Source organism: Streptomyces sp. NPDC006207, assembly GCF_040613835.1.
Taxonomy (GTDB): domain Bacteria; phylum Actinomycetota; class Actinomycetes; order Streptomycetales; family Streptomycetaceae; genus Actinacidiphila.
This window is the reverse complement of the sequence record NZ_JBEXSX010000023.1, coordinates 37,793-56,913: the sequence shown is the minus strand read 5'-3', so window position 1 is coordinate 56,913 and position 19,121 is coordinate 37,793. Positions and strand designations below refer to the sequence as shown.

Annotated in this window: 12 protein-coding genes; 6 read left to right on the top strand and 6 right to left on the bottom strand. The window is 71.1% G+C overall.

Annotation, left to right across the window (positions count from 1 at the left end; genetic code table 11):
• Window positions 1-66: 66 nt before the first annotated feature.
• Window positions 67-939 (bottom strand): alpha/beta fold hydrolase, encoded by an 873-nt coding sequence (locus ABZ312_RS20075; RefSeq protein ID WP_500326057.1) that lies wholly within the window; start codon window positions 937-939, stop codon window positions 67-69.
• Window positions 940-1,277: 338 nt separating this feature from the next.
• On the opposite strand from ABZ312_RS20075, the gene ABZ312_RS20070 reads away from it, so the two are divergent.
• Both ABZ312_RS20070 and ABZ312_RS20065 read left to right on the top strand, forming a co-directional pair.
• Window positions 1,278-2,066, top strand: a complete 789-nt coding sequence (locus ABZ312_RS20070; protein WP_500438368.1) for a class I SAM-dependent methyltransferase — start codon at window positions 1,278-1,280, stop codon at window positions 2,064-2,066.
• A 128-nt stretch (window positions 2,067-2,194) separates the two neighbouring features.
• Complete coding sequence (locus tag ABZ312_RS20065; protein ID WP_500438365.1) at window positions 2,195-2,362, top strand: hypothetical protein; 168 nt, start codon at window positions 2,195-2,197, stop codon at window positions 2,360-2,362.
• Window positions 2,363-2,801: 439 nt separating this feature from the next.
• Here ABZ312_RS20065 and ABZ312_RS20060 read toward each other — a convergent pair whose 3' ends face one another.
• On the bottom strand, window positions 2,802-4,448 hold the full coding sequence (locus ABZ312_RS20060) for an alkaline phosphatase D family protein (protein ID WP_500438363.1): 1,647 nt from the start codon (window positions 4,446-4,448) through the stop codon (window positions 2,802-2,804).
• Between the two features lie 400 nt (window positions 4,449-4,848).
• On the opposite strand from ABZ312_RS20060, the gene ABZ312_RS20055 reads away from it, so the two are divergent.
• Window positions 4,849-6,102 (top strand): DUF418 domain-containing protein, encoded by a 1,254-nt coding sequence (locus tag ABZ312_RS20055; RefSeq protein ID WP_500326065.1) that lies wholly within the window; start codon window positions 4,849-4,851, stop codon window positions 6,100-6,102.
• A 67-nt stretch (window positions 6,103-6,169) separates the two neighbouring features.
• Here the strand turns inward: ABZ312_RS20055 and ABZ312_RS20050 are convergent, their stop codons facing one another.
• Together ABZ312_RS20050 and ABZ312_RS20045 are read right to left on the bottom strand one after the other, a co-directional pair.
• Entirely contained in the window at window positions 6,170-8,773 is a 2,604-nt protein-coding gene (locus tag ABZ312_RS20050; protein ID WP_500438408.1) for a Pls/PosA family non-ribosomal peptide synthetase, read from the bottom strand.
• Window positions 8,774-9,120: 347 nt separating this feature from the next.
• Window positions 9,121-9,915, bottom strand: coding sequence for a nucleotidyltransferase domain-containing protein (locus tag ABZ312_RS20045; protein WP_500326069.1), 795 nt, complete (start codon window positions 9,913-9,915; stop codon window positions 9,121-9,123).
• Window positions 9,916-10,567: 652 nt separating this feature from the next.
• Here ABZ312_RS20045 and ABZ312_RS20040 point away from each other — a divergent pair.
• Window positions 10,568-14,107, top strand: coding sequence for a S8 family serine peptidase (locus ABZ312_RS20040; protein WP_500326071.1), 3,540 nt, complete (start codon window positions 10,568-10,570; stop codon window positions 14,105-14,107).
• A gap of 100 nt (window positions 14,108-14,207) precedes the next feature.
• Here the strand turns inward: ABZ312_RS20040 and ABZ312_RS20035 are convergent, their stop codons facing one another.
• Entirely contained in the window at window positions 14,208-15,218 is a 1,011-nt protein-coding gene (locus tag ABZ312_RS20035; protein WP_500357346.1) for a winged helix-turn-helix domain-containing protein, read from the bottom strand.
• Window positions 15,219-15,352: 134 nt separating this feature from the next.
• Here ABZ312_RS20035 and ABZ312_RS20030 point away from each other — a divergent pair, with 134 nt between their 5' ends.
• Entirely contained in the window at window positions 15,353-16,318 is a 966-nt protein-coding gene (locus ABZ312_RS20030) for an SMP-30/gluconolactonase/LRE family protein (protein WP_500326075.1), read from the top strand.
• Between the two features lie 414 nt (window positions 16,319-16,732).
• Window positions 16,733-17,803: a PP2C family protein-serine/threonine phosphatase gene (locus tag ABZ312_RS20025; RefSeq protein WP_500438361.1), complete on the top strand. Its 1,071-nt coding sequence runs from the start codon at window positions 16,733-16,735 to the stop codon at window positions 17,801-17,803.
• A 73-nt stretch (window positions 17,804-17,876) separates the two neighbouring features.
• On the opposite strand, the gene ABZ312_RS20020 is transcribed toward ABZ312_RS20025, so the two are convergent.
• Window positions 17,877-18,764 (bottom strand): NmrA family NAD(P)-binding protein, encoded by an 888-nt coding sequence (locus ABZ312_RS20020; RefSeq protein WP_500438359.1) that lies wholly within the window; start codon window positions 18,762-18,764, stop codon window positions 17,877-17,879.
• Window positions 18,765-19,121: the final 357 nt, after the last annotated feature.

Below are 19,121 nucleotides of genomic sequence, written 5' to 3'. Positions count from 1 at the left end.
GGCTCCTGCGCACGGCCCCCGGCCCCCTCCCGTAAGTGCCGGGAGGAGGCCGCGGGCGGGGGTGGGTCAGCGCGCGGTCGCGGCCTTCTCGACGAGACGCGTCACGGCCTTGGGATCGGTCAGGTGGACCGCGTGCGGGCCGTCTACCTCGATGGTGCGGGCGTGCGCGCGCGACGCCATGAAGCGCTCGGCGGCGGGGGGTATCGTCCGGTCGCCGCGGGCGACGAGGTACCAGGAGGGGATGGTCCTCCAGGCCGGAGTCACGGCCGAGGGCTCGCTGACGGCCTGCGCGGTGACGGGGCGCTGCGTCGCGGCGAGCGCGGCGGCCTTGCTCTTGCTGACGCGGTTGCTGAGGAAGACGTCGCGGAACTTGTCGGGCTTGATGTAGAGGTCGACGCCGGTGCCGCCGTCGGCCTGGGTGAAGGGGACCGCGTTCAGCGCCGTGGGCAGGGGGGCGTCGGGGTCGTCGCTGAGGTGGCTTCCGGGGAACTTGCCCACCAGGTTCGTGATGCTCTCACCCTTGTCGGGGGCGAAGGCGGCGACGTAGACGAGTGCCTTGACGTTGGGGTTGCCGGTGGCGGCATTGGTGATGACCGCGCCGCCGTAGGAGTGGCCCACCAGGACGACCGGGCCGTTGATCGTCTTGAGGTAGTCCGCCAGGTAGGCGGCGTCGCTGCCCAGACCGCGCAGCGGCGTGGCGGGGGCGGTGACCGGGTAGCCGTCGGCCTGCAGGCGCTTGACGACGCCGCTCCAGCCGGCGGAGTCCGCCCAGGCACCGTGGACGAGGACGACGGTCGGCTTGGGCTTCGGCTTGCCTGCCGGCTCGGCGTGATGGTCCGAGGTGGCCGAGGCGGTCGTGGCCAGTCCGGCGGCCAGGGCGAGGCCGACCGCGCTGACGACGGCGAGACGGACGGGGCGAACGGGACGACGGTGGGACATCGCTACTCCTTCAGTGGTGCGGGCGAGGGACGTGAATAGATAGAACGTTCTATCCACACAACCTAGTGTGCGACTTCCTCCGCGGGCAATCAGGAGACGAGAGTGGTGGGTCACATCACGGAGCGTGCGCGGGCCGCTCGGGAGGCCGAGAACGCCGCGACTGCCGAACCGACCCTGAACACGGAGCAGTTCGCCACCCTCGATGCCCTCACCGTCACAGGGGAACGGGAGACGGCCTCCGCGATGGCCGCGACCAACTGGTTCACGGCATCACGCCGCCGGCGCGGCACATCACAGGGCCAGGAACCGAACTGTTGCGGACCGACGTCCCTCGCACCATGACTTCTGACGAGCAGCAAGGGCACGCGAGCCACCACGGGCGCACCTCGCCGTCGGCCGTGACGGTGGATCCGCCGAAGGTCAACGACTACACCAGCTTCGCCGAGGCGTACACGAGTGAGAACGAGACCAACCTGATCAATGCCTACTACGAGCGTCCCGCGATGCTGGCCCTCGCCGGGGAGGTGGCCGGCCGGCGGATCCTCGACGCCGGCTGCGGCGCCGGGGCCCTGTCCGCGGCGCTGCGTGACCGTGGCGCCCTCGTGAGCGGCTTCGATGCGAGTTCCGGGATGCTGGAGCTGGCCCGGCGCCGGCTCGGCGAGGCGGCGGACCTGCAGGTGGCCGACCTGGGCCGCCCCCTTCCCTACGCCGACGACACGTTCAACGATGTCGTCGCGTCCCTGGTGCTGCACTACCTGGAGGACTGGGGGCCGGCGCTGGCCGAACTGCGCCGCGTACTCAAGCCCGGCGGCCGGCTGATCGCGTCCGTCGACCATCCCTTCGCCATCGCCACCATGCACCGCGAGGCCGGCCGCGCAGCCGAGCACGGCTATTTCGACACCACCGCCTGGACCGACGAGTGGACCTTGGGCGGCCGGACCGCCCTGATGAGGCTTTGGCACAGGCCGCTGCATGCGATGACCGATGCGTTCACCGCGGCAGGCTTCCGGATCACGGCCATCAGCGAGCCGGATCCCGACCCCGCCGCCCGTGAGCTGTTCCCCGAGGCCATCGCGGCCCAACCGCGCTTCCTCTGCTTCCTGTTCTTCGTCCTGCAAGCGGACTAGGCGTTTCCCTCGGATTGTCTGATCGTTGGTGGATGTCTGTCGTTGACTGATGCCCAGTTGGGGCAGATCGAGCCGCTGCCGCCGGACCGGGCATCGAGGCGGGAGCGCGGTGACGTGATCACTGGCAGGTGATCGACGTGATCCCGTTCAAGTACCACCCCGGACATGATCCTGGCCGACAAGGCGTATTCGTCTCGGGCGACCCGCAGTCACCACCGATGGTGTGGGATGCGTCCCTGATCCCGCGGCCGGCCGACCAGGCCGCGAACCGCAAGCGGCTCGGCGCGGCAAGGTAGATGGTGGCGGTCTTGTCGTAGCGGGTGGCCAGGTCCCGAGGATTCACGGCCCGACGTCACAGGGCGGCCGGCTGTCCGGTCTCACCGTATGCAGGCCGACCCGGGGCCGGAAGTCCGTGCCGGCACCCGGGCCGCCTGCACCCCGGCACGGGGAACCCGCGCTCCGGGCTCCGCGCGAGGCAGAGGCCACGAGCCCGGCAGAACGACCGACGCCCGCCCCACGGCGGTGGGGCGGGCGTCCGGTCCTGGGGTCCGCGCGGGGGGACCGTCGACCACCGGCGAACGCTCGGTCGGCCCGGTCGGTCGAATCCTGACGCCGGATCTTCGCACGTCAGCGCCACGCCGTCACTTCTCCGCACGCTGGTGGCCGGACCGAACGGCGCGGGGCCCCGGGGAACGCCCCCGGGGTCCCGCTGCGTACTGCGGCCCTTTCAGCGGGTCAGGCAGGCGTGAGGCCCGGGTTGCCGGCCTCGGTGACGAAGGAGGCGGCCGTGGTGATGGGGGCGCCGGGTGTGGTCACCGCGGACACGGTCTTGAAGTCGGCGCGCGCCGCGTCCTTGCCGAGGGTGACCACGGCGTAGCCGCGGCGGCCGTTGTAGAACTTCAGGTGCGGGTTGGCCTGCAGGTAGGTGGCCCAGTTGGACGGCTTGTCGGAGCCGTCCTTGCCGCTGGTCATCGAGCTGGTGACGATCTCGGTGCCGAGGGTCTTCGAGGCCGGGTCGTCGAAGTCCTTCTTGATGTCGAAGCCGTAGTGGACGTGGACGTCACCGGTGAGGACGACGAGGTTGTCCCGGCCGGCGGACTCCCAGCCGTCGAGGAGACGCTGCCGGGAGGCGGGGTAGCCGTCCCAGGAGTCCATGGAGACCTTGAAGTCCGGTGTCGTGCGGTCCTTGCGCTGGGCGAAGGTGACCTGCTGGGGGACGACGTTCCAGGTCGCCTTCGAGGTGCGCCAGCCGTCGACGAGCCAGCGCTCCTGGGTGGTGCCGGTCATCGTGCGGGCCGGGTCCTGCGACTCCGGTCCCGGGACCTGCCAGCCGTCGCCGTACGCCTGGTCGGAGCGGTACTGGCGGGTGTCGAGGATGTCGAACTGGGCGAGCCGCCCGAACTGCAGGCGCCGGTAGAGCTGGGCGTCGGGGCCGTGCGGGAGCTGGCGGCGCCGCAGCGGCTGGTTCTCCCAGTACGCGCGGTAGGCGGAGGCCCGCCGCAGCAGGAACTCCTCCGGGGGCACGTCGTTCTCGGGGGTGCCGTCCGCGTAGTTGTTCTCGGTCTCGTGGTCGTCCCAGGTGACGACGAAGGCGTGGGCCGCGTGGGCCGCCATCAGGTCGGGGTCGGACTTGTAGAGGGCGTACCGGAGCCGGTAGTCGTCCAGCGTGAGGGTCTCGCGGTTGAAGATCCCGGGCAGGACGCGGTCGGTGTAGGCGCGGGCGCCCCCGGTCGCGGTGACCGCGTACTCGTAGAGGTAGTCGCCGAGGTGGAAGACCGCGTCGAGGTCCTCGTCGGCCAGGTGGCGGTAGGCGGTGAAGTAGCCGTCGTGGTACGCCTGGCAGGACACCGCAGCGAGGCGCAGCTCGGTGAGCCGGGCGCCCTTCGACGGGGCGGTGCGGGTACGGCCCACCGGGCTGACCCACTGGCCCACGCGGAACCGGTAGTAGAGGACGCGGTCGGCGTCCAGGCCGCCCACCTCGACGTGCACGGCGTGGTTGTACTCCGGGTGCGCGTCGACGGTGCCGCGCTTGGTGACGCGGGTGAAGCGCTCGTCGTGGGCGAGTTCCCAGCGGACCTTGAAGCGCTTCTGGGGCAGGCCGCTGCCGGTCTCGTAGGGGCGGGGGGCGAGCCGGGTCCACAGCAGCACCGAATCGGGCATCGGGTCGCCCGAGGCCACGCCCAGCGTGAAGGGATTCTCGGTGATCTGCACGGCGCTCGCCTCGGCTGCCGCGGCGGTGCCGCCGAGCGGGATGTTCGCGGCGAAGGCCAGCGTCGCCGCCGCCCCGGTGACGGTCAGGAAGCGGCGTCTGTCCAAGCGGCGTACGGCGTCACGCAGTTCGGCGGAGTGTCCGGACGGAGAAGGTGATGCGGAAGGCTGCATGTGGGTGCGCAATCCCTGGCGTGCGGAGTTCGGCCGTGAGGCCCGGTTGGTGGTGCCAGGGCATTGCAGTTGTGCAGGACGGCGTGCAGTTGCCGGATGGTTGGCGCGTACATGGCCGGAGGGTGACCGTTGGTCCTCCCCGTCACCCCGGAGCCCGCCCTTCACGGTTCCCGCACGGAACGGCCATTCCCGGAGGGTTGCCCGACGCGGCGCACCCCCCCGGACCCCCGGGATCGGGGCGGCGTCGGAGCCCTCAGGGGTGGCCGCGTTCACCGGGAGCCTTCGTCCACCGGGAACGTCACAACGGCGGAAGGCGGGGGCGCGGGCCAGCCACTTGGCGGGGGAAATCCCGACACCCGCCGGATGGCGTGCGACCGGTGACCTCACAAGTCTGGGGCGCATGACCCACCCAGCACTCGTCGCGGCCGAGGACTCGCCGCCGCTCGACAAGAAGGTCCCGGCGGCCCCCTCCCCGTTCCGCCCCGCGGGGGCTGGGCGGTTGATCGGCGTCGACCTCGCGCGAGGTCTGGCCATCCTGGGGATGTTCGCCGCGCACGTGGGTCCGGACCCCTCGGTGGGCGGCCCGCTCGGCTGGGCGATGGAGCTGGCCCGGGGCCGGTCCTCGGCGCTGTTCGCCCTCCTGGCCGGGTTCGCCCTGGTCCTGCTCACGGGCCGGCCGGAGCCGCGTACCGGCCGCGCGGGACGGCAGGCCATCGGCCGCGTGCTGATCCGGGCCGGCCTGCTGATCGTCCTCGGGTACCTGCTGACGGACCTGGGCACGTCCATCGACGTGATCCTGTCCTACTACGGGCTCGCCTTCCTCCTCGTCCTGCCCCTGTACCGGTTGCGGGCCCGCACGCTGGCGCTGATCGCGGCGGTCACCGCGCTCGTACTGCCACAGGTCCTGTACGTACTGCGGGTCGCCATCGACAACGGCGGCTGGAGCGACACGGTGATCGCACACGATCCGCTGGCCCGGCTGACCGGCTCGGACGGATTCCTGGAGCTGCTGGTCACCGGCGACTACCCGGTGCTGACGTGGGTGTCCTTCCTCATCGCCGGAATGGCCGTGGCCCGGCTCGACCTGCGGCGGCCCGGCGTGCACGCGAAGGTCGCCGTGTGCGGGGCGGCACTGGCCGTGCTCGGCTACGGCGGCTCCTGGCTGGCCCTGCACCTGGCTCCGGGCGCGCGGGCCGCGATCAGTGCGGCCACGGACGGCGCTCCCACGGCCTCGGCCTGGTGGTCGGACGCGCTGTCCCAGGCGTACGGGGACCAGGTCGTCGACACGCCGTCCTGGTTGCTGGTGGCCGCGCCGCACAGCCAGACGACGTTCTCGATCCTCGGCAACACCGGGGTCGCGCTCCTGGTGCTGGCCACCTGCCTGGCGGTGGTCGAACGGTCGGCACGCGTGCGGTGGGCGGCCACGCCCGTGATCGCCGTGGGTTCGATCTCGCTGACCGCGTACGTCGGCCACATCGTCGCCATCAAGGCCCTGGGCGTCGACGACCTGCCGGACTCCGCCGCCCTACCGGTCCTGCTCTCCTTCGCCGCGGCCGCGATGGTCCTGGCCTTGGCCTGGACCCGGATCTTCCGGCGAGGGCCTCTGGAGGTCCTCGTGCACGCGGCCACCACCCCGGCCCGGCTGATCACCTGAGCGTCAGCGGGGCCACGACGGGTGTGCGGGGGCGGTCCGGCGCCGTCCTCGCACACCGCCGCCGGGGTCAGGGGGTGCCGAGCGTCTGCCGCGGGCGGGCGACCTCGCCATGCTGAGCAGCGACGGCGGCGAGCGTGTCCCGGTTGCCCGGCCCCGCCTCAGGACCGCCTGGCGGCGGGGTGCGCCGGGCACCCGGCAGCTGGTGGACGGCGGCGGCCTTCCGGGCGGGGTTACCGCCCCACTCCTCACGGGAGGGGACTTCCTCGCCCTTCATGAGGAAGGAGTCGGCGGCCAGCACGGCCCCGTCGCCCACGGTGGTGCCGTAGTGGACGAATGCCCCGACCCCGAGGGTCACACCGGCGCCCAGCCTGGCGTGGTCGGACTTGAAGGCGCCGTCCTCCTGGGAGTGGCACTGGATGACCGTGCCGGTGTTGAGGGTGCAGTGGTCGCCGATGGTGACCAGGCCCCGTTCGATCAGGGAGCAGCCGTCGTCGAAGACCCTCCGGCCGATCCTGACGCCGAGGAGCCGCCAGACGAGGTTCTTGAACGGGGTGCCGTTGAAGAGCTGCATGTACCGGTGGGTGGTCAGCTTCCAGAAGCGCTCGTGGCGCCAGAAGGACGGCTCGTAGATCGAGCAGTACAGGGGCTTCAGCGGCCGTACGCGGGTGACGACCCGCTCGACCAGCGCGTAGTAGGCGACGGTGAACATCAGGGTGATCAGGCCGGCCAGGGCGACCGGCGCCACGCCGTGGACGTGGTACAGGTCGACGGCGGTCATCGCCACCAGGGCGGCGACGTGGAAGTGGAACCACTGCATCAGCACGTACAGGAGCGCGGTGAGGGCATTGTGCCTGTTCTTGCCTGCCAGGCGGCGCCGCCGCTCCTCACCGGTGGCGAGGTGGTCGAGCCGCTGGTCACGTTGCACGGTGCGCGGGATCTCGAAGCTCGGCGAGCCGAGCAGGCCGACGCCTTCCCGCGTGGGGCCGTCGATGGGGACCATGACCTTCGTGGCGAGCAGGCAGTTGTCACCGGCGCGCCCGTGCGCGGGGTAGACGATGTTGTTGCCGAGGAAGCTGCCCGCGCCGATCGCCGCCGGGGAGAGGCGGAAGGACGTGCTGGAGAAGTCGGCGTTGATGACGGACAGGCCGTCCGCGACCATCGTGCCGTTGCCCACCTCGCACAGGTAGGGCGTGTCGTGCTTGACCAGCGAGCCGAAGTTCGAACCCGTCTGCTCGACCCGGCGCAGGCCGTACCCGAGGCAGCGCAGGTAGTGGACGATGGCGGAGCTGTCACCGAAGAGCAGCACGAAGAACCTGATGTTGGTCATCCGCGCGAGGGCCCGCTGGACACCGTGGTGGAAGCCGTACAGGGGGTAGGTCCTTCCCGGTTCGATCGTCCGGCGGAGCAGGCGAGGCAGGGCGTTCACCGCCACCAGGGAAGCCAGGAGACCGCCGAAGAAGGCCACGAGCGAGGCGGTCAGTGCGTCGATGTGGAACGCGGGACTGGAGAAGGCGTGCTCAGGGGCCGACACCACGTCCAGCTGCGGCAGGGCGGCGAACAGCGGGGCGAGACCGCCCACCGCCACCGGCAGGTACACCCCGAGCAACAGCACCAATTGTGCGGCTGTGTAGAGGGCCTTGCGCCAAGTGCCGCACGCGAGCGGCTGGACGACCCGGAAATCGGTGCCGCTCGGCTGGGCGGGGGAACCGTGCCAGGAAGCGCCGGCGGGAACGGCCTGGCCGCTGTGGAGCGCGGAGGCGTGGGCGAGCCGGGCACCGTCGCCCATCGAGGTGTCGATGTCCAGGACGGCCTGCTCGCCGACCGTCACGTTCCGGCCGAGCGTCACCGGACCGGTCTCGATCATTCCGGCACGGGCGCGGTAGCAGGAGAAGAGCGCGTCCTTGCGGATGACGGTCCCCTGCCCGACGGTGAGCAGGTCCGTGCACACCGGCACATGGTGCGAGAGGACCACGCTGTCGCGTCCGACACGCGCTCCCAGCGCCCTCAGGTAGAGCACGTACAGCGGGGTGCCGGCGAACAGGCGCATGGGGCTGGTGCGGATCAGGGCCTTCACGCACCAGAACCGCAGGTAGGTGAGGCTCCACACCGGGAAGCGCCGTGGCCTGAAGCGCCCCATCAGGATCCACTTGGCGGCGACGGGCAGGGCGCAGAGACCGGCGAACCCCGCGCCGGCGGACAGCGCGGACCGCAGGTACACACCGGCGAATCCCGAGCCGTCCCGGATCCACTCGTACCCGCGGGTGACCGCGAGGGCGGATACGAAGGACATGCCGAGGAACACGAGCAGCTGGAGCGCCCCGCAGAGCACGTACCGCGCGGTGCCCGTCGCGGCGGGTGCTGCCGCCGCACCGGGTACCTCGGCGCCTGGTCCGGCCGGAGGCTCTTCGGGCCTTTCCACCCGCGGCTCCAGGGCGGCGGCGAGGCCGCGGATGGTGGGATTCCGGTAGACGTCCTTCATCGAGACGGTGGGTAGGTCGTCGCGCTTGCGTACGCGGGCGCAGAAATGAGCCATCAGCAGAGAATCCGCACCCAGGTCGGTGAAGAAATGACCGTCTGCCGGTACCTGCTCGGTTCGCAGGACACCCGCGAGAACTTCGGCAAGAAGTGTCTCGACGCGATTCTCCGCCCTGGATCCCGAAGCGCCGGCCACGCCCTGCGAGCCGGCCGAAGCCGCAGTGGACTGCTCAAAGCTGTTGCAGGTCACGGTCGTTCCTCCTGCCCGTCGGGACAGGAGGAGCTCGCGGATCGTGGCTCGTCATTCCAGTGCATGGTCGTTCACCCACAGTCGGTGCCGCGATATCGGGTCGATGGCAGAGGCGATGACGGAAGTCACCCCTTTTGCCTTCCGGAACGCCTCGCATTCCATTCGGCCCTACCGTTCGGATTCCGTCACGTCACTCCAGTTCGGGGCTTGACATGAAAAGAGGGACTGGATGTGCACGCACCGGTCGGCGGAGCGCCGCGAGCGCCACACCCGTCGTCGCGGAGACGGCCCGGTCAGTTCGCCTGGTCGATGACGTCGCGGAGGTACTGCACGGCGAGCTTCTCGGCGTGAGGGTGACGTTCGATCGCCACTCCGGCCTCCCCGAGCCACCGTGCGTAGAGCGTGACGCCGGCGAGGAGGGCCCGGCCGGCGTCGTGCCGGTCGTCACCGCACAGGGTCGCCCGGAGGTCACGCGCCTCGTCCGGCGCGATGGATTCGAGGTGGCGCACACCGCGGGGGGCTGCACCCACCCGGAGGGCCGCCAGGGGGCCCAGTACGGCCTCGCGCAGGTAGCCGAGGAGGCCGATGACCTCGAACAGTTCACCGCGGCCGAGTTTCGTCGCGCCGTAGTGCACCCAGGTCCAGAACCGGTCCTCGATCCATTGGAGGTCGAACGACGGGGTGGCCGGCGGATGCTCCGCGAGTGAGGTGGCAAGGCGGCCGTCGCGGTCCCACAGGATGTCCGGGTCCTCGGTGCGGTCGGCGAAGTCGGAGCCCCGCACGAACTTGAAGTCGACGTGGAGGAGGGGCGGCCCGACGAGCGTGATGATCAGGCGGGGTTCGCCGACGTGCTCCCCGGTGAATCCGGCCACGAGGGCGGCCCAGCAACCGATCAGCGTGAGACGCTCCGCCATGACCGAGTCGAACGCCTCGTCGTCGATGACCACGATCAGGTCGACATCGGAGTAGATGTCGGGGTGTCCACCGGCGATCGACCCCGCGATGGCAACACCACTGACGCGGTCGTCCCGTTGGATCCGCGGAAGCACGTCGTCGAGGAACCGGCCGTGCAGGGAGGGGACGTCCATGGCAATCCTTCCGATCGGGGCAAAGTCTTGCAACGTAGCAGGCTGTTGGACCGGATCTCCAAGGGAATAACGGCACGGACACCCCGGTGGCGGATCTCCACTCCCCCACGCCGGCACGAGCACGATCGGGCACACTGTCACCACTGTTTCCGCCATCGCCCTCCCCCGCGGCAGGCGAGGGATACGGCGCGCGTTCACCCCGGCTGTCACCTGCATCAGCCGTTGCCCAGAGGCCACTTCCCCCGAATACGGTGCAGACGGATGCACTGAGCACCCACCGCGCGGAACGCATCGTTGCCCCGAGTTTCACAAGGTGGAGGCACCACTCTTCACAGTGAATTCATACATGCATATGATCACGTCGCCCAGGTGACGCCAACCCGCTGCGGTGTGACGCCCCTGGACGGCTGGGGGCGATCGTCCCCTGCCCGGACCCCAACCAGGGAAACCCTTGAAGCGACACCACAGACGCTGGAGCGTGCCGGTCATCGCCGGCGCTTCGGTACTCGCCCTCACGAGCCCGATCACGGCTCAGGCAGCCGCCCCTTCCGACGCTCCCACTCCATCACCCGCATCCGCATCCGCATCCGCATCCGCCGCGGACCATGTGCCCGCGGGCGACCACACCGTCACACTGATCACCGGCGACGTCGTGACCACCGGTCAGGCCGCCCGGGGCGGCGGACAGTCCGGGGGCACCGTCACCGTCCGCGGTGCCGACGGGCTGCCGGCGCGGACCCGCATCACGACGTCGGGCGACGACCTCTACGTCTACCCCGAGTCCGCCCTGCCCTTCCTGGCCCAGGGCACGCTGGACCGGCAGCTGTTCAACGTCACGGACCTGATCGCGGACGGATACGACGACGCGCACCGCGCCCGGCTGCCGCTGATCGTCTCCTACACGCAGCCCGGCGCCGCACGCCGCTCGTCCGCCGTCCCCGAGGGCGCGGCCCGGGTGCGGAACCTGGACAGCATCCAGGGCGCCGCGCTGACCGCGGACCGCTCCCGCGCGGACGACTTCTGGAAGTCCGTGGCCGGGGCGGCGGCGAACGACGGCGCCCGGGCCCAGAACGCCCAGCCGTCCTTCGGCGGCGGCATCTCGCACATCTGGCTCGACGCCCCCATCCACGCCGACCTCGCCGACAGCACCACGCAGATCGGCGCCCCGCAGGTCTGGCAGGGCGGTGACACCGGGCAGGGCGTGGACGTCGCCGTCCTCGACACCGGCGTCGACGCCGGCCACCCGGACCTGGCGGACCGCATCGCGACCCGCCAGAGCTTCGTACCGGACGAGAACACCGACGACCACGCCGGACACGGCACCCACGTCGCGTCCATCATCGCCGGAACCGGTGCGGCCTCCGGCGGCAAGGAGAAGGGCGTCGCCCCGGGCGCCCGCCTGAGCATCGGCAAGGTGCTGGACAACCACGGCAGCGGACAGATCTCCTACGCCCTGGCCGGCATGGAGTGGGCGGCCGTCGACCGGCGCGCCAAGATCATCAACATGAGCCTCGGCACCAGCCAGGTGTCCGACGGAACCGACCCGATGAGCCAGGCCATCGACCGGCTCAGCGCCCAGACCGGCGCGCTGTTCGTGGTCGCCGCAGGCAACTTCGGTGAGGATCCGAACACCATCGTCGCACCGGGGGCGGCCACCTCGGCGCTGACCGTGGGCGCGGTCGACTCCACCGACTCGCTCGCGTCGTTCTCCAGCAGGGGCCCCCGTATCGACGGCGCGCTGAAGCCGGAGATCACCGCCCCCGGCGTCGACATCCTGGCGGCCAACTCCCAGTTCGACGGGAACGACCAGGGCTCCTACCAGTCCATGAGCGGCACGTCGATGGCCACACCGCACGTCGCGGGCGCCGCCGCCCTGCTGGCCGCGGCCCATCCGGACCTCACCGGGAGCCAGTTGAAGGACCTGCTGGCCAGCAGTTCCCGGCAGACCCCGACGTACGACGCCTTCGAGGCCGGCAGCGGCCGGCTGGACGTCGCCGCGGCGGCGCGGGCCGGGGTCTTCGCCTCGGCGACCGCCTTCGCGGCCCAGTACAAGGGCGGCGCCCTCCAGCGCCCGGTGACGTACACCAACGTCACCGACGCGCCGGTCGCGCTCTCGCTGTCCGTCGACGCGGCGCACGCCCCGTCCGGGATGTTCCGCCTGTCGGCCTCCCAGGTGGTCGTCCCCGCGCACGGCTCCACCCAGGTCACGGTGACGATCGACGGCTCGGCGGGCACCGCCAAGGAGCACTACTCGGGCCAGGTGCTCGCGACGGACACGGCCGGCAGGGCCGTGGCGCACACCGCCGTCTCCCTCGGCTTCGCGACGATGCACAAGCTGACGCTGACGTTCAAGGACTCCGAGGGCAATCCCACCTCCGGCGACGTCATGCTGATCAAGGCAGGGAGCAAGGACCCCGTCCCGGTGGGTGTCGGCCCCTCGGGCACCGTGGAGATCTTCGTGCCCGACGACGTGTACTCGGCCCTGTCCTACCAGGAGGTCCAGGGCGTCCACGGTCCCCATTCCAGGGGCCTGGCGCTGCTCGGCGACCCCGACGTGCTGGTGGACCGGGACACCACCGTCACGTTCGACGCCTCCAAGGTCAAGCGCATCGACATGACCACCCCGCAGCGCAGCGACGTGACGTTCCAGAAGCTGGGCTACAACCGCGTCATGAACGGCGTGAGGTCGGGTCTGTCGGCCGAGAGCGTCTACTACGACAGCATCTGGGCGCAGCCGACCACCCACAAGGTCACCCACGGGGACTTCCAGCTGACCGCCCGTTGGCGCGCCGAGAAGCCGGCGCTGGCGGTCTCCACCCGCACGACCGAGTTCACCGGCATCCTGCGCCAGGAGGGCATCACGCCGCTGGCCAGGGGCACCTACAAGCTGCCGCTGGTCTTCGCCGGCCAGGGGTCGAGCGAGGACTACGCCCACCTCGACGCGCGCGGCAAGGCCGTGGTGGTCCGCCACAGCGACGACGTCAGCGACCTCGACCAGGCGGCCAACGCGATCGCCGCGGGCGCCGAGCTCATGCTGGTCGTGGAGAACGGCTACGGCCGCCCGGTGCGCTCCTACGCACCGCTCGGTCAGCGGCCCGTCGCACTCGACGTCGGCCTGCTCGGCACCGAGGAGGGCGAGAAGCTCATCCGGCAGGCCAAGGACGGCGGGGCCAGGATCACCGTCGACTCCGAGACCGCGAGCCCGTACGTCTACGACCTCGCGCACGCCTGGCAGAACGAGATCCCGTCGAAGATGACGGTCAAGGGCGACACGAAGAACCTCGCCCGGATCGACGTCACCTTCGCGAGCCCGAAGCCGGAGGTTCCCGGCGCCGAGTTCCGCTTCGAGTGGCTGGACGGCGTCGACTGGTCCTCCGGGCCCATCATGCCGGAGCCCGCGAACGGCCAGCGGACCGACTGGGTGTCCACCGACGGTGTCCGCTGGCACCAGGAGGCGTTCGCCGAGTCCATCGGGTTCGAGGAGGGAGCGAAGACCGCCTACCGGGCCGGCAGCAGGCAGTCCGAGGAGTGGTTCAAGCCGATCCAGCGCCCCTTCCTGAACGACGCCTTCTTCAACAACCTGCCGCCCACCCGCAACGGCAGCCTCCTGTACATCGACATCCCGGCCTGGGGCAGCGGCAACCACGTCGGGTGGAACCAGGACCCGGCCGTGACCCAGCAGCAGACGCTGTACCAGGGCAACACCCAGCTGGGCCAGGGGAACTTCACGAACGTCTGGGGAGACGCCCCCAGCCGCGGCAAGCTGCCGTACAAGCTGGTCGTCACCGGTGAGCGGGACGTGACCTACACCCCGTACTCCTCCCGTACGCGCACCGAGTGGGACTTCACGTCGGCGCAGCCGACCGATGCCGCCACCGTGGTGCTGCCGCTGGTGCAGCTCGACTACCGGATCGGCACCGACGCGGCAGGCCGCGCCGGGCGGCACGACACCCTGTCCGTCACCGCCGCCCACCTGCCGGGCGCCAGCCTCGCCGGCAAGCTCGGCGCGGTCGGCGTGGAGCTGTCCTACGACGACGGCCGGACCTGGCACAAGGCCGCCTGCGGCAGCGACGGGCGGCTCCGCCTGGACGCCCCGAACAGGGCGCCCTTCGTGTCGCTGCGGGCGAGCGCGAAGGACTCGGCGGGCAACTCGGTGCGCCAGACGGTGATCCGGGCCTTCGGCCTGCGCTGAGGTGCGGCCGTTCACCGCACCCGCCACGGGTGCGGCCGGTCCGTCCGCGGTGGTTCGACCACCGCGGACGGACCGCGCACACGCTCGCGGACGACACGACCTAGCGGACCGCCGCGGGTGGCTCGCCCGACAGCAGGGCCGTGCCGAGCGGGGTGAGGCTGTGGAGGACGGCGATGCCGATCCGGGTCGTGCGCACCAGCCCTGCGTCGCGCAGGACGCCGGCGTGCTGGCTGGCAGTCGCGAGCGAGACCCCGAGCCGCTCGGCGAGCGCGGTGGTCGTCGCCGGATCGCGCAGGGCCTGGAGAACGGCTGCCCGGGTCCGCCCCAGCAGCTGTCCGAGGGCGGCCCCGGGCGGGGCGCCCGGGTCGGTGGGGGGCTCCTGCAGGTGCATCGGGTAGGCCAGCACGGTCGGTTCGCCGGGCTGGTACCTGATCATGGGGCCGGTCGCGAACCAGGACGGCATGAGCAACAGGCCCCGGCCGCAGAGCGGGATGTCATACGTGTTCCGGGACGGCAGGTGGAGCACCGGCGGTTGCCAGCGCCAGGTGGGGCCGAGCGTGGTCAGCAGGGCGTCGACGCCGCCGCGTAGCAGCATCTCGGCCCGCAGGGCGCGGTCCCCCGCGCCGTCGGTGCGGACCCGCGGCCACAGCGGGGCGATCGAGGAGGCGAAGTAGCTCCGCAGGTCGGCCGTGAGGACGCGCCGTGCGGCGGCCGATCCGGCCGCGAGTTCGAGCGACCAGCGGCTGGGCGGCTCCTGCGCGCCGCCCCGGCCGCCAGGGGCCCGTGGGAGCCGCAGGTCCTCGGCGATGCGGGCGGCGGGGGTGCGCCCGGCCAGGTCGACGGCCGTGGCGAGGTCCCCCGCGGCGGGCTGGAGCAAGAAGTCGGGCACGTGGCCGTCTCGGGGCACCAGGTCGAGCAGGACCCCGGCGCGGTCGGCGAAGCTGCCGTTCACCTGGCGGCGCCACCGCCCGGCGGCAGGGTGCGCCCGGCCCGCTCCGGCGGTCGCGGTGCGCACGCCGCGCACGCTGAGGACCGCCTCCCACAGGGCGTTGGGCGCCGGGGCGAGCGTGATCCGGCACAGGTCGGCGGCGTCGAAGTGTAAGCGGATCACGCCGACCGATTATCGGCCAGTCGGAGCCTTTCGCCTAGACGTGAAAGGCGATGCGGCCGCCGTACTGCCCCGGGCAGGCTCTCGGACGTCCCCGCGTCGCGGGGGCGTCCACCACGCACCCGGAGGTAGCCACGATGCCCGGCTCCACCCGACTTCCGCGGCTCGGCGCCGCGGCCTTGCTGGCCGGCCTCGCGGCCCTGCCCGCCGCCCCTGCCACCGCGCACGAACTGCCGCGCACCTACGTCGTCTCCGAGGCTCGCGGGGTGCTGCCGGAGGGGATCGCGATCGACCGCGACGGCACGATGTACGTGTCCTCCGACGGCACCGGCGCGCTGTACCGGGGCGACGTACGCGCCGCGCACCTGCGGTCATTCCGCGCTGACGGCCTGGCGAACCGCCCGAGCACGCTGGGGGTGCACACCGACGGCCGGGGGCGGGTGTACTCCGTCGGGGGAGGCGAACTGACCGTCCACGACCATCGGGGCCGACTGCTCGCCACGCGCACCGCGCAGGGCGGTCCGCTCGGCGCGCCGGACCTGAACGACCTGGTGATCACCGACGACGCCGTATACGTCACGGACTGGGCCAACCCCGTGGTGTACCGGGCCGCCCTCCGCCATGGCAGGCTCGGGCCCCTGGAACCGTGGCTGGACATCCGCTCCGCCTTCCCGCAGTTCCCCGCGCGGTACTGGCTGCTCAACGGCATCGTCGCGGACCGGTCGGGCAGCACACTGCTGGTGGCGTCCAACGGGACCGAGGCGGTGTGGCGGGTGGACGTCGCCACCGGTGAGGTCGTCCAGCTCGATCTGGGCGGCGTGTCCTTCGGGGCCGATGGGATGCTGCTACGAGGGCGGACGCTCTACGCCGTGCTCAATTACGGCGCCCCGAACGGCGTCTACATCGCCGAACTTGACCAGGGTCTGCACGCAGGCACGGTGACGCACCGCATCACCGGCGAGCCTTTCGACCTGCCCACCACCCTGGCCCGCCACGGCTGCCGGCTCTACGTCGTCAACAGCCAGAACGACGACCCGCCGGGACAGCCCCCGTACACCGTGAGCGCGGTCGACGACCCGGTGTGCGCGGAGGCTGCCCCGTAGCCGCGCCTCGCGTGACGGTACGGGCCGGGTGCGGTCTTCCCTCAGCGGCGGAGGCGGCCCGTCCACCAAGGGATGGGCCGTCGATCAGATCTGCCGGACGCGGAGAAGAAGGAGTTCACCAGCAGGCCACGGGCCTGCGGCGTCTCGTGACAAGCCTGTCAGCCCCTGAACTCATGCAGTTGATCACTCGCTGCGGCACAGCCTGATGAGCGGCAGCGTCCCTGTACGGAGCGAGCGCTGCGCTCGGCATGAGTCAGGCCGTGCCGGACGCTCGGCGGTGCGATCGGCGCTGCACTGGGGCAGGCTGAATGCATGCGGTCACCGTCCTGCTCGTCTCCCGGGCCGGGAGCGGGCGGCCACAGCAGGCTCCTCCTGGCACTCACGCAGGCTGTGCCCTTCGTGATAGCGCTGGGCGTGCTGGGGATCGAACTGTCACCTGCGCATTTCCTGATGACCGGCCCCCTCCTCACCGCCGTGCCGGCGCTGGCAGCACTGACGATGGGCCCGAAGGGCACCCTGTCGGCGGCGGCTGCTGCCTTGGTCGTCAACGTGACCACGGCCACCTACAACCATGCGTGGGGAACCCATCTGGTCTTCGGCAACCTCGTGGGTCTGCTGGTGGTGTCGGTGGCCAGTGTGATGCTGAGCAAGGCGGTGCGTGCGCGTCGGCGCAGCGAGCTCGATCAGGTTCGCCGTATCGCCGTGGCGGCACAGGACGTCATCCTGCGGCCTGTTCCGGCGCGGCTGGGTCCGGTACGGACGGCCAGCTTGAGCCTCGCGGCGGGGACGGGCGCGCAGGTCGGCGGTGATCTGTACGAGGCGGTGCTGACACGCTACGGCGTCCGTCTGATCGTGGGAGACGTCCGCGGCAAGGGCCTGAATGCCATGCGGGCGGTCGCGGTGGCGCTGGGCGCCTTCCGGGAAGCCGTGCACTACGAGAACGACCTGGTGGACGTCATGGACCACTGTGGGGCCGCGCTGCTGCGGGAGGCGGACGTGCCGGGGGCGTTCGAGCCAGAAGTCGCCCTGGAGGGATTCACCACCGCCCTACTGGCCCAAATCCCGGGCACCCCGGGCGAACATGTGGTGGAGCTGATCAACCGTGGCCACCCGCCGCCGCTGCTGCTCCACCAGGGCACAGTGCAAGCCCTGACGCCGTCCTGCCCGCTGCCGCCCTTCGGTCTGGAAGACCTCTACACCGGACCTCCGCCCAAGGCGGAGAGCCATCCGTTCCTCCCCGGCGACCGGATGCTGCTCTACACCGACGGCGTCATCGAAGCCCGCAACCGCGACGACGAATTCTTCGCCCTGCCCGAGGCCATGGAAGCGCTACACGCCGCCACCCCGGAGGAGTTCCTGGCACGACTGCACCAGCGGCTGCTCCACCACACCGAGGGCCACTTGAGCGACGACGTGGCAGTGATCCTTGTCGACCTCCCCGGCGGCGACTCCGACGATCCGACCCACCGGGAAGGAACGAGCTGACCACTGAGGTCCGCCGCGTAAGGTGCCGGCGTTGGACGGCTCGCCGTGCTGCGGGCGATCTCAGGCCGGCCGACTACGCGCTCGGCTTGATGTAGTCGAGCTCGAACGCCGAGCGGTGTTCGGTGATGAACTCCTCGACCGTCGTGAGCGGCTGCCCGTTGATGCGCGGGGCCGTATCAGTGATGCCCGCCAGGCGGCCCTCCTGCTGGTCGAGGGTCACAGCCTCGAAGTGCTTGAGCTTCGCCATGTCCTGCCCGATACCGAGCATTTCCAGGAAGGTGGCCACGGTGACCTGCTCGAACGGAAGGTCCTTGCCCAGCACCCGGCCGACCTCGGCCGCGAGCTCTTCGTGGCTGTATTCCACAGGGCCGGTCAGGGCGTAGACCCGCCCACCGTGCCCTTCGGGCGAGGCGAAGATATTGGCAGCGGTCAGCGCGATGTCGCGGCCCGCGATCGGGGCGAAGCGGCTCTCCTTGTCGAACGGCATCGCGTAGCGGCCGTAGCGGATCAGCCCGGAGATGTAGAGCAGCCACTGCATGAAGAACGTGACCCTCAGGTGAGTGGTGGGGACTCCCGACCAGTCGAAGATCTGCTCGGAGAGCCAGTGGTTCTGCGTGGCCTTGCTGCGTGCGTGGGGGCGGGACTGGAAGTGCGACATGTTCACGATGAGCTCGAGGTCCTCCTCCTTGGCGGCCTGAGCGAACATCACCGCGGCCTCCACCAGTCCCTCACCGAGCGGGTAGTTGAAGTAGGCGCGCTGGACGCCTTCCATGGCCCTACGGACGTCGCGGAGGTCGAGCAGGTCTCCGAATACGACCTCGGCGCCCTTGTCGCGCAGCCGCTGTGCCCGCTCGTCGTCCGTGCGGACCATGGCGCGCACGTGGAAGCCCTCCGTGAGCAGGTAGTCGACCATCGGTCGGCCGGTCTCCCCGTTGGCTGTCGTGATCAAAATCGTGGTCATCGATTCTTCGCCTCTTCTTCGCCGGTGTTGCCGGTGCGGGCTCGGGATCCCCGGTGGCACGCGGGCAAGGCCGGTGTCCGGAGGTCCGTCACCTACCGAGGAGGAAACCCCCACGCTGGACAGCACTGCCTGCGGCCGGACCTACAACAATAGATTACAGACGGCATCTAAATGGGGCAAGGGCGACGAGCCGCTCCGCGAAATCACGCACCCCGCCCTCGGGCCGTGACGCCCTCTACTGCCGGTCGTTGAATCCTGGGAACGAGACACACCCCCAGCACGGGACCCCGGCCGCCATCTGCCGGGGTCCCGTGCCGTGCCGGAACGCGCCGGCGCAACGGAACCGTCACCGCGCGT

Coding starts and splice junctions, on each gene's coding strand:
- ABZ312_RS20075 (WP_500326057.1), bottom strand. CDS start 939: ATGTCCCACCGTCGTCCCGTTCGCCCCGTCCGTCTCGCCGTCGTCAGC.
- ABZ312_RS20070 (WP_500438368.1), top strand. CDS start 1,278: ATGACTTCTGACGAGCAGCAAGGGCACGCGAGCCACCACGGGCGCACC.
- ABZ312_RS20060 (WP_500438363.1), bottom strand. CDS start 4,448: ATGCAGCCTTCCGCATCACCTTCTCCGTCCGGACACTCCGCCGAACTG.
- ABZ312_RS20055 (WP_500326065.1), top strand. CDS start 4,849: ATGACCCACCCAGCACTCGTCGCGGCCGAGGACTCGCCGCCGCTCGAC.
- ABZ312_RS20045 (WP_500326069.1), bottom strand. CDS start 9,915: ATGGACGTCCCCTCCCTGCACGGCCGGTTCCTCGACGACGTGCTTCCG.
- ABZ312_RS20030 (WP_500326075.1), top strand. CDS start 15,353: ATGCCCGGCTCCACCCGACTTCCGCGGCTCGGCGCCGCGGCCTTGCTG.
- ABZ312_RS20020 (WP_500438359.1), bottom strand. CDS start 18,764: ATGACCACGATTTTGATCACGACAGCCAACGGGGAGACCGGCCGACCG.